The organism is Pantoea anthophila, from assembly GCF_006494375.1.
Taxonomy (GTDB): Bacteria; Pseudomonadota; Gammaproteobacteria; order Enterobacterales; family Enterobacteriaceae; genus Pantoea; species Pantoea anthophila.
Genome location: NZ_VHIZ01000050.1, coordinates 486,593 through 500,486, shown reverse-complemented (window position 1 = coordinate 500,486; position 13,894 = coordinate 486,593). Strand labels below are relative to the sequence as shown.

Below are 13,894 nucleotides of genomic sequence, written 5' to 3'. Positions count from 1 at the left end.
TTTATTCACCTTCATAACCGGGCGGCACCGGGGCGGCGTCCGGCAGGACTGTATTATTATCACCTAACATGATGTGATCCAGAATCTGGCGCATGACGGTGCCGACAGCCGGACCGGCGCCACCGTTTTCCAGAATAATGGTCACGGCAACCCGAGGTTTGTCATAGGGAGCAAACGCGGTCATTAACTTATGGTCGCGTAATCGTTCAGCAATTCTGTGGGCGTTATAGGTTTCATTTTCTTTCAGGCCAAAGACCTGTGCCGTACCGGACTTGGCGGCGATTTTATAGGGCGCATCCGCAAAGCTCTTGTGCGCGGTGCCGTTAGGGCGGTTTGCCACGCCATACATGCCATCTTTGGCGATTTCCCAGTAGCCGGAATGGATATCGCCAATCGGCGCGGCAGGCGGCTGGCGATAGGGCACCAGCGTCCGGCCTTCACGGGTGGCGCGCAGGATATGCGGCACACGAATGATGCCATCGTTAATCAGAATCATCATCGCTTTGTTCATCTGCAGCGGCGTGGCCGTCCAGTAGCCCTGGCCGATTCCCACCGGAATGGTGTCACCCTGATACCACGGCTTTTTGAAGCGTCTCATCTTCCAGTCTCGGGTCGGCATATTGCCGGCGCTCTCCTGCGGCAGGTCGATACCGGTCCGGCTGCCGTAGCCAAACTTGTTCATCCATTCAGAGAGGCGGTCAATACCCATGTCATAGGCGACCTGATAGAAGAAGGTATCAGCAGACTCTTCCAGCGCTTTGGTGACGTTGAGACGACCATGGCCCCATTTCTTCCAGTCGCGGAAACGCTTTTCGGAACCGGGAAGCTGCCACCAGCCAGGATCGAAAACACTGGTGTTGCGGTTAATCACCCCGGCACTCATGGCGGAGACGGCGACATAGGGTTTGACCGTTGAGGCGGGAGGGTAGGCAGCCTGGATCGCGCGGTTATAGAGCGGGCGGTTTTCATCTTCCAGCAGGCCGCGGTAATCCTTACTGGAAATCCCGTCGACAAATAAGTTGGCGTCGTAGCTGGGGGTGGAAACCATGGCGAGGATTTCGCCGGTGCGCGGATCGCTGACGACCACCGCTGCGCGACTGCCCGCCAGCAGGGTTTCAATATATTGCTGCAGCTTGAGATCGATCGTCAGATAGATATCGCGGCCCGCCTGAGGCGACTCCTCATGCAGCTGGCGAATGACCCGGCCACGGTTATTGACCTCAACCTCCTCAAAGCCGGTTTTGCCATGCAGGAGATCTTCATAATAGGCTTCGATGCCCAGCTTGCCGATATCGTGGGTCGCGGCGTAATTTGGCCAGATCCCCTCTTTATCGAGGCGGGCCACATCACGATCGTTGATTTTGGATACGTAGCCGACCACATGCGTCAGCGTGGAACCGTATGGGTAGTAGCGGCGCTGATAGCCTTTCACTTCCACGCCGGGGAAGCGGTACTGATTGACCGCAAAGCGAGCGACCTGCACCTCATTCAGCGCGGTTTTCACCGGAATGGAGGTAAAACGACGCGAGCGTTTACGCTCTTTCTGGAAGTTTTCCAGATCTTCATCCGTCAGCTCCAGGATCGGGCGCAGATTCTCCAGCGTCTGTTGCAGGTTATCGACTTTTTCCGGCACCAGTTCAGCCTGATAGATGGTGCGGTTCAGCGCCAGCGGCGTGCCGGTACGATCGTAGATAATGCCGCGGCTGGGCGCGACAGGCACCAGTTTTATGCGGTTCTGGTTGGAGCGGGTACTGTAATCATCAAAGCGAAGGATCTGCAGATGGTAAAGGTTCACCACCAGGATTGAAGAGAGCAGCAAAATACCGACGAAGGCGAAAAACGCCCGACGGACAAAGAGTTTCTGTTCGGCGCTGTAATCGCGAAAGGCGTTGCTTTGTAATTTCATCCGCTACTTGTCATGTCTGGTGTGGGCTGATCGGTCATTCACGATGATAAGGATGATTTGCCGTGATGCTCCAGGCTCGATACAGACTTTCCGCAACCAGCACGCGCACCAGCGGATGGGGCAACGTCAATGCTGACAGGGACCAGCTCTGCTCTGCCGCCGCTTTGCAGGCGGGGGCCAGGCCTTCAGGCCCGCCAATCAGCAGGCTGACATCGCGGCCATCCAGTTTCCAGCGTTCAAGCTGCTGCGCCAGCTGCGGGGTTTCCCACGGATGACCGGGAATATCCAGCGTGACGATGCGATTTCCTTTGCCGACCGCCGCTAACATCGCTTCACCCTCTTTTTCAAGAATGCGTTTGATATCAGCATTTTTGCCGCGTTTCCCCGCGGTGACTTCGGTCAGCTCAAGTGGCATATCTTTCGGGAAGCGGCGCAGATACTCCATGAAACCGGTCTGCACCCAGTCGGGCATTTTCGTGCCGACGGCAACAAGTTGCAGTTTCACCGATTAGCCCCAGAGTTTTTCCAGCTCATACAGCTGGCGACTCTCTTCCTGCATCACGTGCACGATGACATCACCGAGATCAACCACGATCCAGTCCGCCGCGCTTTTACCTTCAATGCCTAAAGGCATCAGGCCAGCTAAACGGGATTCCTGCTCAACGTGCTCTGCGATCGAGGTCACATGACGCGTAGAGGTGCCGGTGCAGATGATCATGAAATCGGTGATGCTGGATTTGCCCTGAACGTCGATGGTCACGATGTCCTGACCTTTGAGATCATCAATCTTATCAATAACGAACTCTTGGAGTGCTTTACCTTGCAAAAGGTTCCCCTCTGAATCTGATGGTATCGGGCCGGCTGCGAGCCCGGAAAGTGCAGCCAGAAAATTAAGCGGCGCAGTATAGCATGCCCGGATCAGTCGCGATATAAGCCTTCGCGGTCGATATAGTCGATCACCGCCGGGGGCAACAGGTCGTCGCAGGGCAGGTTCTGATGGCGGCGGCGGCGGATTTCGGTTGCCGAAATGTTATACAGCGGCGTGTCTGCCAGCCAGATATGGCCCGCAGGCTGCTGGTGCAGCTGCCGGATATCGCCGGCGAGGTGTTCATTGAGCCACTGCTGCATCTCTGGCGCCTCAAAGCGCGTGGCATAGCCCGGCCGCTGGCACACCAGCAGATGACAGAGTGACAGCAGATCCTGCCAGCGATGCCAGCTGGCTAAGCTCAGTAAGGAGTCCTGACCAATGATAAATCCCAGCGGCTGGGCGACACCGCGTTCGGCGCGCCAGGCCTCCAGGGTTGTCACGGTCCAGGAGGGCGTATCGCGCGCCAGCTCACGGGTATCAATATCAAACAGCGGCAAACCGGCGATAGCACAGCGCAGCATGTCGACCCGCTGGGCCGCACTGGCTTCCGGCTGTGGACGATGGGGAGGGACATTATTGGGCAGCAGCGTCACGCGCTGCAGACCGGTCTGCTGCGCCAGCGCTTCGACAGGCCGCAGATGGCCGAAATGAATCGGATCGAACGTGCCGCCAAACAGCGCCTGCAACTCAGACATGCGCAAAACTCGTCGGAAAAGCCCGGCTGCTGAGCAGCAGCGTCAGGGTCTGTAACTGAGGCCACACCGGCTGTCCATAATCCTGCTTCAGCGTCACCTCAATCTGACTCAGCAGATGGATCGCGCGCTGCAGACGGGCAGCGTCGAGTCGCTGCAGCGCCTCGGTAAACAGCGCGCGGCGATTCTGCCAGATCCGCTGCTGATCCATCAGCGTGCGCAACGGCTGCTGTGCCTGATGACGTTGCAGATGCAGCAGCGTCAGCATATCGCGCTGCAGCGTACGCAGCAGAATCACCACCTCGCTCTCCTCTTTCTCCAGCTGATGGAGGATATGCAGGGCGCGGCGGCTTTTGCCTGCCAGTAACGCATCCACCCAGTGGAAAGGGGTGAAGTGCGCTGCATCGCTGACTGCCTCTTCCACCCGCGGCAGTGTCAGTTTGCCGTCAGGCCACTGCAGTGAGAGCCGCTCCAGCGCCTGAGCAAGCGCCAGCAGATTGCCTTCGTAGCAGTAACAGAGCAGCTGCACGGCGGCGTCATCCACAGACAGCTTCAGCGCTCTGGCCCGATTTACCACCCAGCGGGGCAGTTGCGCCTGCTCTGGCGTCTGGCAGGGCACCATGACCGCAGAGGCGGACAGCGCTTTAAACCAGGCGCTGTTTTCCTGCGCGCGGGTCAGTTTTGCCATCCGGCAGACCAGCAGGATATCGGCGTGCAGCAGCTGTGACAGCTTAACCAGCTGCTCAGCCATTGCGGCGTTAGGGCCATTGTCGGGGAATTGCAGCGTGAGGGTCTGACGCTGGGCAAACAGACTCAGTGACTGGCAGCTGACAAACAGGCTTTCCCAGTCGGTCTGCGCATCCAGCGTAAAACTGAAATGTTCTTGGAATCCCTGCGCGGTTGCGGCGGCGCGAATGGCGTCGGCACTCTCCTGCAACAGCAGCGGTTCGTTTCCGGTTAATAAATAACAGGCGCGCAGCCCCTCACGGAGCTGCGCGCTGAGTTGCTCAGGATAAATCCTGATCATTGCAGACTGGTGGCAGAGGAAGTGGGCGCTTCCTTTGAAACCTGGCCCGGCACCGGAATCACGGACGCCGGTAAGGTCTCTTTGTTGTTGATCTGTGCGGCATGCACGGTCAGCAGCTTACGTATCAGCTGTTCGGCCGCACGCTGACGCATCTCCTGTGTAATCAGATCCTGCTCGGCATCTTTTGCCAGCGCCGCGTTCGGGTTATCGAAGAATGAACGATAGACCGTGGTGCTGATTGGGTAGATGCCTTTGCCCGGCAGCAGGACCTGCGCTGTTAGCGTCATGACCAGCTGATACTCCGCAGAGGTGCCGCTGATAAAGACCGAGGCGGTGTTACGCCCCGACACCTCAGGACCCAGACGCAGCGTCGGAATATCGGTGCGGTTCTGTTTAGTGTCTTCAACAATAGTGACATCGTTGATACGCAGCTGCTGACGCACAGTACGCGCAAGGGGTCCATAAGGATCGCCGGTTGAAACAATCAGGGTTTTCAGTTCGCTGGGCACCTGTGTGGTGCCACGCGGATGAAAACCACAGCCGGCGGTAATGACCACCGCCAGCATGACAAACAGCCTGATAATCGGATGTCGCACAGTTCCTCCTGAACTTAACCTACGACCAGGTTAAGCAGTTTGCCCGGTACATAAATGACTTTACGGATAGTCACACCGTCCAGGTATTTCGCCACCAGATGCTCCTGGGCAGCGCGTGCCTGAACCTGTTCCTGTGTTGCATCGGCGGCGACGGTGATCTTGCCACGCACTTTGCCGTTGACCTGCACCACAACCAGCAGTGAATCTTCAACCATAGCGGCTTCATCCGCAACCGGCCAGGTCGCTTCATCAATGGAGCCTTCGCCACCCAGCGTCTGCCACAGAACGTAGCTGGCGTGCGGGGTAAACGGATAGAGCAGACGAACGACCGCCAGCAGCGCTTCCTGCATCAGGGCGCGATCCTGCTCGCTTTCCTGCGGCGCGCGGGCCAGTTTATTCATCAGCTCCATAATCGCCGCGATAGCGGTGTTGAAGGTCTGACGACGGCCAATATCATCGGCTACTTTGGCGATGGTTTTGTGCAGGTCGCGACGCAGCGATTTCTGCTCATCGTTCAGGCTCTCCACGTCCAGTGCCACGGTCGCACCCAGCTGGGTGTGCTCGTAGACCAGTTTCCAGACACGCTTCAGGAAGCGGTTTGCGCCTTCAACGCCAGACTCCTGCCACTCCAGCGTCATATCCGCCGGTGAGGCAAACATCATAAACAGACGCACGGTATCCGCGCCGTAACGCTCAACCATCAGCTGTGGGTCGATGCCGTTGTTTTTCGACTTCGACATTTTGCTCATGCCCGCGTAGATCACCTCGCGACCCTGCTTATCCACGGCCTTCACGATGCGGCCTTTCTCGTCACGCTCAACCTCAACGTCAACCGGTGAAACCCAGTTGCGTTCGCCGTTGTCGCCGAGGTAGTAGAAGGCATCAGCCAGCACCATACCCTGGCACAGCAGGCGTTTAGCCGGCTCGCTGGAGTTCACCAGGCCCGCATCACGCAGCAGCTTGTGGAAGAAGCGGAAATACATCAGGTGCATGATGGCGTGCTCGATACCGCCGACATACTGATCGACCGGCAGCCAGTAGTTCGCTGCAGCCGGGTCCAGCATACCCTCTTTGTAGTCGGCACAGGTGTAACGTGCGTAGTACCAGGAGGACTCCATGAAGGTGTCAAAGGTATCGGTTTCGCGCAGCGCAGGCTGGCCATTTACCGTAGTTTTTGCCCACTCCGGATCCGCTTTGATCGGGCTGGTAATGCCATCCATCACCACATCTTCCGGCAGGATCACCGGCAGCTGATCTTCTGGTGCAGGCATTACGGTGCCATCTTCCAGCGTGACCATCGGGATAGGCGCACCCCAGTAGCGCTGACGGGAAACGCCCCAGTCGCGCAGACGGTAGTTCACTTTACGCACGCCCACGCCTTTGGCCGCCAGGGTATCTGCGATGGCGTTAAAACCGGCCGCATGATCCAGACTGTTAAATTCGCCAGAGTTGAACAGGGCGCCTTTGTCGGTCATCGCCGCCGCGCTGACGTCAGGAATGCTGCCATCCAGGTTAAGGACAACCGGCTTAATGGGCAGGTCATATTTAGTGGCAAACTCCCAGTCGCGCTGGTCGTGCGCCGGAACCGCCATCACGGCACCCGTGCCATATTCCATCAGGACGAAGTTAGCGACCCAGACAGGCAGGTGTTCGCCGGTCAGCGGGTGGACAACCGAGAGGCCGGTCGCCATGCCTTTCTTCTCCATGGTCGCCATATCGGCTTCAGCCACTTTGGTGTTGCGGCATTCAGCGATAAAGTCGGCCAGCGCCGGATTGTTCACCGACGCCTGAGTCGCCAGCGGATGGCCTGCGGCCACGGCCACATAGGTGGCGCCGATAAAAGTATCCGGGCGGGTGGTGTAGACAGTGACTTTCTCTTCGCTGTCAGCCACGTCGAAGGTGATTTCAACGCCTTCTGAGCGACCAATCCAGTTACGCTGCATGGTTTTGACCTGCTCAGGCCACTCGTCCAGCGTATCCAGGTCGTTCAGCAGCTCTTCCGCATAATCGGTGATTTTAATGAACCACTGCGGGATCTCTTTGCGCTCAACTTTAGTGTCGCAGCGCCAGCAGCAGCCGTCGATCACCTGCTCGTTAGCCAGTACGGTCTGATCGTTCGGGCACCAGTTCACCGCCGAGGTTTTTTTATAGACCAGGCCTTTTTCATAGAGTTTGGTGAAGAACCACTGTTCCCAGCGGTAATACTCAGGCTGGCAGGTCGCCAGTTCACGGCTCCAGTCATAGCCAAAGCCCAGCAGTTTAAGCTGGTTCTTCATGTAGGCGATGTTGTCGTAGGTCCACGGGGCCGGCGCGGTGTTGTTCTTCACCGCCGCGCCTTCTGCAGGCAGGCCGAAAGCATCCCAGCCAATCGGCTGGAGTACGTTTTTGCCGAGCATACGCTGATAACGCGCGATTACGTCGCCGATGGTGTAGTTACGAACGTGGCCCATGTGCAGGCGCCCAGAAGGATAGGGCAACATTGAAAGGCAGTAATATTTCTCTTTACCTTCCTGCTCAGTCACTTTAAACGTTTCGTTTTCATCCCAGTGTTGCTGCACACGGGATTCAATCTCTTCCGGGCGGTATTGCTCTTGCATGGCTGCCTGTGGTCCTTTGTGAATAACATTTTTCTGGCTTTAAGATCCGCATAGCATACCCATAAGGCCGCATATCAACAACACTTCCCACTTTTGCTGGCGCGATTTCTGCCGAAAGCGTCAGAACCTTCACCCTTTTGTAATTCCCTGTACAGACGACACGGCAAAAGCAACATTGCGACTAAACTTAATTCAGCGAGAGTCTGCATAAAAGGAGAACAAAATGAATAAAGTGGCTCAGGAATATCGCGAGTCGTTAGCCGTACTGACCGACCGTCTGCGTCAGGGCGATCGTAACCCGGATGCGCTGATTGACGGACGGCGAAGCCAGCTGCTGGCGCGCAACGATATGACGGAAGAGGAGATTGATCAGGTACTGCGCGCGGTCCGACGCGATCTGGAAGAGTTTGCGCGCAGCTATAGCGACGTCGAAGAACCGGTCGCAGACTCGCTCTTTATGCGCATCATCCGTGAGAGCGTCTGGAAAGAGCTGGCAGATATTACCGATAAGAGTCAGCTGGAGTGGCGCGAGGTCTTCCAGGATCTGCATCATCATGGGGTCTATCAGAGCGGGGAAGTGGTGGGGCTGGGGAATCTGGTGTGTGAAAAGTGCCAGTTTACCCGGGCAATCTACACGCCTGAAACGCTGTCACGCTGTCCGGAGTGCGGCCACGATCAGTTTCAGCGTCAGCCTTTTGAACCCTGATAGCGTCATCGCATGCGTGAGGCGGGCCACCGGTGGTGACCCGCATAATGGCCGGGATTAGTGCAGGATTTTGGCGAGGAAATCTTTGGCGCGGTCAGACTGCGGATTATTAAAGAAGTCATCTTTATTGGTGTCTTCGATAATTTTCCCTTCATCCATAAAGATGACGCGATTGGCTACCTTGCGGGCGAAGCCCATCTCATGGGTTACCACCATCATTGTCATCCCCTCCTGGGCCAGCTCGACCATGACATCCAGCACCTCATTGATCATTTCCGGGTCCAGTGCGGAGGTCGGCTCATCAAACAGCATCGCGATGGGGTCCATGCAGAGTGCCCGCGCAATCGCCACACGCTGCTGCTGGCCCCCGGAAAGCTGACCGGGAAACTTCTCAGCATGCGCGGCCAGACCCACTCGCTTCAGCAGTTTCAGCCCCTTCTCCCGTGCTGCCGCTTTGTCGCGCTTCAGCACTTTCACCTGCGCCAGCACCAGATTGTTGATAATGCTCAGGTGAGGGAAGAGTTCGAAGTGCTGAAATACCATGCCAACCTGACTGCGAAGCTGCGCCAGGTTGGTTTTTTTGTTGTTCACCTCGGTGCCATTCACCGCAATCACACCCTGCTGGATCGGCTCAAGTCCGTTAACCGTTTTGATCAGCGTCGATTTACCGGAGCCGGACGGCCCGCACACCACCACCACTTCACCGGTTTTGACCTCGGTTGAGCAGTCGGTCAGCACCTGAAAGTGACCATACCACTTAGAAACATTTTTCAGGCTAATCATTTAAACCGTCCTTTTTCTTTTCAGATAGCTGACCAACAGCGATGCACTCAGGCTGATCACGAAGTAGACCAGACCGGCAAACAGAACCATCTCCACCTGGGTCCCGTCGCGCTCACCAATGGTGGACGCGGTGCGGAAGAAGTCCGCCAGGCTTAAGACATAGACCAGTGAGGTATCCTGGAACAGCACGATACCCTGGGTCAGTAACAGCGGAACCATGGCGCGAAACGCCTGCGGCAGGATGATCAGTCTCATCGACTGCCACGGCGTCATGCCGAGCGCCAGCGCGGCGTTACCCTGGCCGCGTGAGATACTGATGATGCCGGCGCGAATAATTTCAGAGTAGTAAGCCGCTTCAAACAGCGAGAAAGCGACCATGGCTGAAATCAGCCGGATATCGGTTTTGGGCGATAGCCCCAGCACCTGCTGCAGAAAACTCGGCACCACCAGATAGAACCAGAGCAGCACCATCACCAGCGGCACGGAGCGGAACAGGTTGACATAAATTTTGGCGAACCAGCTGATCGGCTTAAAGCTCGACAGACGCATTACCGCCAGCAGCGTGCCCCACAGAATCCCGAAGACCACGGCGGTCAGGGTGATTTTAAACGTAATCACCAGGCCGTTGAGCAGATAGGGCAGGCTGGGAGCAATGGAACTCCAGTCAAACTCGTACATTACTTGCCTCCCGCATTGCCTGGCAGCCGGACTTTGCGCTCGACCAGACTCATCAACAACATAATCACCAGGTTAATCGCGACGTAGGCGAGCGTAATGGCGGTAAAGGACTCATAGGCGTGGGCCGAATAGTCGAGCAGTTTGCCCGCCTGCGCGGCCATATCGACCAGACCAATGGTGGAGGCGATAGCCGAGTTCTTGACCAGGTTCAGCATTTCCGACGTCATCGGCGGGACAATCACGCGATACGCATTCGGCAGGAGCACATAGCGGTAGGTCTGCGGCAGGGTTAATCCCATTGCCAGACCCGCATTCTTCTGCCCGGTCGGCAGTGACTGAATGGCAGCACGGACCTGCTCGCAGACGCGGGCCGCGGTAAAGAGGCCAAGACAGATCATGGAGGAGAGGAAAAACTGAATGTTGGGATCCAGCTCCGACTTAAACCACATGCCGAGCTTCTCGCCCACCAGTTCAGGCGCGACCAGATACCAGAAGAAGAACTGGACGATCAGCGGGATGTTACGAAACAGTTCGACATAGCAGGTGCCAATGGTGGCCAGCAGGCGATTAGGCACGGTGCGCAGAATGCCGAAAAATGAACCCACGAAGAAGGCAATAATCCAGGCGCAGCAGGAGACGGCAATCGTCACCTGAAAACCGGACCACAGCCAGCCAAGGTAGGTCGTGTTACCGAACGGGGCCTGTTCGAGAAAGATGCCCCAGTTCCAATCGATACCCATAACGAGCTCCGGAAAAAAAGGGTAGCGAAGCTACCCTGAAGATTGATGAACGGCGTTTTATCTTCTGACGCAGGGGAACGACCCGTGTCAGTCTGTCTGTCCATGCCGCGGTTTCAGCAATCGAGAGGGCAGCCGGGCCGCCCTTGTTATACCCGCCGTCTTTCAGGCTGCAATGTTGCTGGCTGCGTTGATTCACGCGAATCACTTACCTGCGTAAGCGCATCGGGATTCACTCTCTGACCACCGTAATGCAACCTGAAATTCATTGGGTATTTTGTTGTTAATTCAGTGCTTTATCGTTCGGCGTCTTGAACAGTGCTTTCATGTCTTCAGACAGTTCAAAGTTCATGTTCAGGTTCTTAGGCGGAATCGGCTGTTTAAACCAGGTGTCGAACCATTTTTCAGCCTGACCGGAGGTCTGGGCTTTAGCGATGGTTTCATCCACCAGGGCTTTGAACTGTGGATCATCTTTACGCAGCATGCAGCCATAGGCCTCTTTGGACTGCGGCGTGCCTAAGATTTCCCAGTTGTCCGGTTTTTTCGCTTTCGCGCGTTCGCCAGCCAGCAGCGCGTCATCCATCATAAAGGCCACGGCACGACCGGTTTCCAGGGTGCGGAAAGAGTCGCCGTGATCTTTTGCGCTGATGATGCGCATATCCATTTTCTGCTCGTCATTGAGTTTATGCAGCAGCACTTCAGAGGTGGTGCCGGAGGTCACAACGACAGTTTTGCCTTTCAGATCAGCAAAATCTTTGATTGGGCCACCTTTCTTCACCAGCAGACGGGTGCCGATGACAAAAATGGTGTCAGAGAAGGCTGCCTGTTTCTGGCGCTCAAGGTTATTGGTGGTCGAGCCACACTCATAATCGTAGGTGCCGTTCTGCAACAGCGGAATACGGTTCTGAGAGGTGATAGGGATCATCTTGACCTGCAGATCCGGCTTGTTCAGTTTTGCTTTGATGGCGTCCACGATGGCGTTGGAATAGGCCTGTGAATAGCCCACCACTTTTTGCTGGTTGTCATAATAAGAAAAGGGAACTGATGATTCGCGATGCCCGACCACAATAACGCCATTGTCATTGATCTTTTTCAGGGTGCCGCTGAGATCTTCCGCCTGGGCCGCTCCCGCCGCTGCGCTGATCAGCAGAAGAGATAATGCCACTTTGCGTAGTTGCATGTTCCAACTCCTTCGTATGAAAAAGGCACAGGCTATAACCTGCGCTGATTATGATGTTGTGTCTGTTATTTGCTGCGTCCGGGCTCTTTCTGCGCTTAAAACGGGCGCAGAAGAGTCACTAACATAGCGGATTGTTAACGCAATGAAACAAAAAAGTTTCTGTTTTGCGAGGTGATACGCACCAAAAAAAGGCAAATATCCCGCGCTGCGCGGTAACGGTGCAGCGGTGCGGATGGTTTTGGTGCAACCGGCTCGCTGTCAGCGCCTGCAATCAGCCTGTTTGTGAAAAACACTGAAATATTTAGCAATCATCGTGCCAGAAAGCGGTTAAGAGCGAGAAAGGCAGCAGAGTATGCGGTCAGGAGAGTGAGTTATATCGGGGGAAAAAAATAAAAAACGAAGCCTCAGAATGCTGACACACCCGAAGCCAGATGAATCTGGCAGTAAAGCGTCAGATAAAAGCGCAGGGAACAGGGGCAGAGGCGGAAAGCGACCCGCGTCATGAACGACGCGGGTGGGGGGCTGAGAGGGCGGTTTTTGCCTGACCATGTTCCCTGCGCTGGCTGGGGCTCACCGCTGGCCTTGCGGCATCCAGGCGGTTATCGACGGCGACGCAGCAGGGCAATCACCGCAGCCAGCAGCGTCAGAGACCACACCGGCCAGACGCCCGCCTTCGCGTAGGGCGTTTCCCCCTGGGTCGGGGTGACTTTGCTGGTCAGGACATCGCGGGTGAACTGCGGCAGAATTGACGCCACATCGCCTTTCGCATCCACCACGGCCGTGACGCCATTGTTAGTGCTGCGCAACAGCGGACGACCCAGTTCCAGCGCCCGCATCCGCGCCATCTGGAAATGCTGCCACGGGCCGATCGAGTGACCAAACCAGGCATCATTAGAAACGGTCAGCAGGAAGTTCGTATCGGGATGGAAGTTGGCCCGCACCTGTTCACCCAGCACGATCTCATAACAGATCGCCGTAGTAAGGTGATATCCCGCCACGCTGAGCTGCGGCTGGAGATAGTTGCCCCGGCTGAACGCGGACATCGGTAAATCGAAGAACGGAGCCAGCGGACGTAGCAGATCGGCCAGCGGCACAAATTCACCAAACGGCACCAGATGATTTTTCTGGTAGCGGTTGCCACTGAAGTAGTTGTACGGCGCTTTGCCGCCCAGCACGATGACCGTGTTGTAGTCGTGATAGCGGTTCTGCTCCAGCCGGGAGTCAACAATACCGGTGACCAGCGAACTGCCGCGCTGACGCAGCTCATCATCCAGCGAACGCAGGAAGGGCTGCTGGTTGCTTTCCAGATCGGTTATCGCTGACTCCGGCCAGATAATGATCGGCGCTTTGCCCATCAGCGGCTGACTGAGGCCGGTGTAAATGCGCAGCGTGTTAAGCAGCTGCTGCGGGTCCCACTTCATGGATTGCGGAATGTTGCCCTGAACCAGCGCCACCTCGACGGTGCGTTCGGGCATCGGCTCAACCCACTGGAGGTAGCGCAACGGCCACGGCAGCGCCAGCAGCAGCAGCGCGGCGATCAGACTTCTGACATTGCGCTGCTGCAGGGCATAAGCCAGCAGCCCGGCGATAACCATGAGCAGGAAGGTCAGGGTTTCAACGCCCGCCAGCGGTGCCAGACCCTTCAGCGGTCCGTCGATCTGGCTGTAACCAAACTGCAGCCACGGAAAGCCGGTCAGCACCCAGCCGCGCAGAAACTCGGTGATCTGCCACAGCGCCGGGGCGGCCAGCGCCAGTCGCCACAGCGAAGTGCGAGGCCACAGGCGGTTCAGCACACCGGCAAACAGGGCCGGATAGAGCGCCAGATAGGCGGCGAGCAGCGCCACAATAAACACGTTTACCGGGCCGGGCATACCGCCAAAAGTGGCGATGCTGACGTAAACCCAGTTGACGCCGCTGCCAAACAGGCCCAGCCCCCAGACAAAGCCGATGGCGCTGGCCTGCGGAGTGGAACGGTTAAGGGTCAGCAGCTGTAAACCGCACAGTGACAGCAGTGCGGCGGGCCAGAAATCGTAGGGGGAGAAGGCGAGGGTGCCAGACGCACCCGTTATTAAAGCCAGCAGCAGGCGAACCCGCTGACGCGGGTAAAGTGAGGCGAAAGCCATA

Annotated in this window: 13 protein-coding genes; 1 reads left to right on the top strand and 12 read right to left on the bottom strand. The window is 56.8% G+C overall.

Annotated features, from left to right (window positions below; genetic code table 11):
* Nucleotide 1: 1 nt before the first annotated feature.
* The 7 genes from mrdA to leuS form a co-directional block, all read right to left on the bottom strand.
* Entirely contained in the window at nt 2–1,906 is a 1,905-nt protein-coding gene (mrdA, locus tag FJW00_RS14565) for a peptidoglycan DD-transpeptidase MrdA (protein ID WP_009091503.1), read from the bottom strand.
* Between the two features lie 34 nt (nt 1,907–1,940).
* Nucleotides 1,941–2,411 (bottom strand): 23S rRNA (pseudouridine(1915)-N(3))-methyltransferase RlmH, encoded by a 471-nt coding sequence (gene rlmH, locus FJW00_RS14560; protein WP_009091501.1) that lies wholly within the window; start codon nt 2,409–2,411, stop codon nt 1,941–1,943.
* Nucleotides 2,412–2,414: 3 nt separating this feature from the next.
* Nucleotides 2,415–2,732, bottom strand: coding sequence for a ribosome silencing factor (gene rsfS / locus FJW00_RS14555; protein WP_009091499.1), 318 nt, complete (start codon nt 2,730–2,732; stop codon nt 2,415–2,417).
* Nucleotides 2,733–2,824: 92 nt separating this feature from the next.
* Nucleotides 2,825–3,469 carry a nicotinate-nucleotide adenylyltransferase gene (nadD, locus tag FJW00_RS14550; protein WP_140924584.1) on the bottom strand — a complete coding sequence of 215 codons (645 nt, stop codon included), beginning with the start codon at nt 3,467–3,469 and terminating at the stop codon, nt 2,825–2,827.
* Entirely contained in the window at nt 3,462–4,493 is a 1,032-nt protein-coding gene (gene holA / locus FJW00_RS14545; RefSeq protein ID WP_009091495.1) for a DNA polymerase III subunit delta, read from the bottom strand. Before holA ends, nadD begins: the two co-directional genes overlap by 8 nt.
* Complete coding sequence (gene lptE / locus FJW00_RS14540; protein WP_009091493.1) at nt 4,490–5,089, bottom strand: LPS assembly lipoprotein LptE; 600 nt, start codon at nt 5,087–5,089, stop codon at nt 4,490–4,492. The genes holA and lptE overlap by 4 nt, the downstream gene beginning before the upstream one ends.
* A gap of 14 nt (nt 5,090–5,103) precedes the next feature.
* Complete coding sequence (gene leuS, locus FJW00_RS14535) at nt 5,104–7,686, bottom strand: leucine--tRNA ligase (RefSeq protein WP_046101411.1); 2,583 nt, start codon at nt 7,684–7,686, stop codon at nt 5,104–5,106.
* 223 nt (nt 7,687–7,909) lie between these two features.
* Between leuS and FJW00_RS14530 the strand changes: the two genes are divergently transcribed.
* Nucleotides 7,910–8,392: a zinc ribbon-containing protein gene (locus FJW00_RS14530; RefSeq protein ID WP_046101412.1), complete on the top strand. Its 483-nt coding sequence runs from the start codon at nt 7,910–7,912 to the stop codon at nt 8,390–8,392.
* Nucleotides 8,393–8,449: 57 nt separating this feature from the next.
* Here FJW00_RS14530 and FJW00_RS14525 read toward each other — a convergent pair whose 3' ends face one another.
* From FJW00_RS14525 to lnt, 5 genes are all read right to left on the bottom strand, one after another.
* Nucleotides 8,450–9,175: an amino acid ABC transporter ATP-binding protein gene (locus FJW00_RS14525; protein ID WP_009091487.1), complete on the bottom strand. Its 726-nt coding sequence runs from the start codon at nt 9,173–9,175 to the stop codon at nt 8,450–8,452.
* Nucleotides 9,176–9,853 carry a glutamate/aspartate ABC transporter permease GltK gene (gltK, locus tag FJW00_RS14520; protein ID WP_009091486.1) on the bottom strand — a complete coding sequence of 226 codons (678 nt, stop codon included), beginning with the start codon at nt 9,851–9,853 and terminating at the stop codon, nt 9,176–9,178. It lies immediately after the preceding gene.
* The gene (locus FJW00_RS14515; protein ID WP_009091484.1) at nt 9,853–10,593 is read right to left on the bottom strand and encodes an amino acid ABC transporter permease; all 741 of its coding nucleotides are present in this window, start codon (nt 10,591–10,593) and stop codon (nt 9,853–9,855) included. Before FJW00_RS14515 ends, gltK begins: the two co-directional genes overlap by 1 nt.
* Before the next feature lie 280 nt (nt 10,594–10,873).
* Nucleotides 10,874–11,770, bottom strand: coding sequence for an amino acid ABC transporter substrate-binding protein (locus FJW00_RS14510; protein WP_009091482.1), 897 nt, complete (start codon nt 11,768–11,770; stop codon nt 10,874–10,876).
* A 599-nt stretch (nt 11,771–12,369) separates the two neighbouring features.
* Nucleotides 12,370–13,893, bottom strand: a complete 1,524-nt coding sequence (lnt, locus tag FJW00_RS14505; RefSeq protein WP_009091480.1) for an apolipoprotein N-acyltransferase — start codon at nt 13,891–13,893, stop codon at nt 12,370–12,372.
* Nucleotide 13,894 lies beyond the last annotated feature (1 nt).

What these genes read in the sequence shown, in the direction of transcription:
- mrdA (WP_009091503.1), bottom strand. Translation starts at nt 1,906, where the DNA reads ATGAAATTACAAAGCAACGCCTTTCGCGATTACAGCGCCGAACAGAAA.
- nadD (WP_140924584.1), bottom strand. Translation starts at nt 3,469, where the DNA reads ATGTCTGAGTTGCAGGCGCTGTTTGGCGGCACGTTCGATCCGATTCAT.
- holA (WP_009091495.1), bottom strand. Translation starts at nt 4,493, where the DNA reads ATGATCAGGATTTATCCTGAGCAACTCAGCGCGCAGCTCCGTGAGGGG.
- leuS (WP_046101411.1), bottom strand. Translation starts at nt 7,686, where the DNA reads ATGCAAGAGCAATACCGCCCGGAAGAGATTGAATCCCGTGTGCAGCAA.
- FJW00_RS14530 (WP_046101412.1), top strand. Translation starts at nt 7,910, where the DNA reads ATGAATAAAGTGGCTCAGGAATATCGCGAGTCGTTAGCCGTACTGACC.
- FJW00_RS14525 (WP_009091487.1), bottom strand. Translation starts at nt 9,175, where the DNA reads ATGATTAGCCTGAAAAATGTTTCTAAGTGGTATGGTCACTTTCAGGTG.
- gltK (WP_009091486.1), bottom strand. Translation starts at nt 9,853, where the DNA reads ATGTACGAGTTTGACTGGAGTTCCATTGCTCCCAGCCTGCCCTATCTG.
- FJW00_RS14515 (WP_009091484.1), bottom strand. Translation starts at nt 10,593, where the DNA reads ATGGGTATCGATTGGAACTGGGGCATCTTTCTCGAACAGGCCCCGTTC.
- FJW00_RS14510 (WP_009091482.1), bottom strand. Translation starts at nt 11,770, where the DNA reads ATGCAACTACGCAAAGTGGCATTATCTCTTCTGCTGATCAGCGCAGCG.
- lnt (WP_009091480.1), bottom strand. Translation starts at nt 13,893, where the DNA reads ATGGCTTTCGCCTCACTTTACCCGCGTCAGCGGGTTCGCCTGCTGCTG.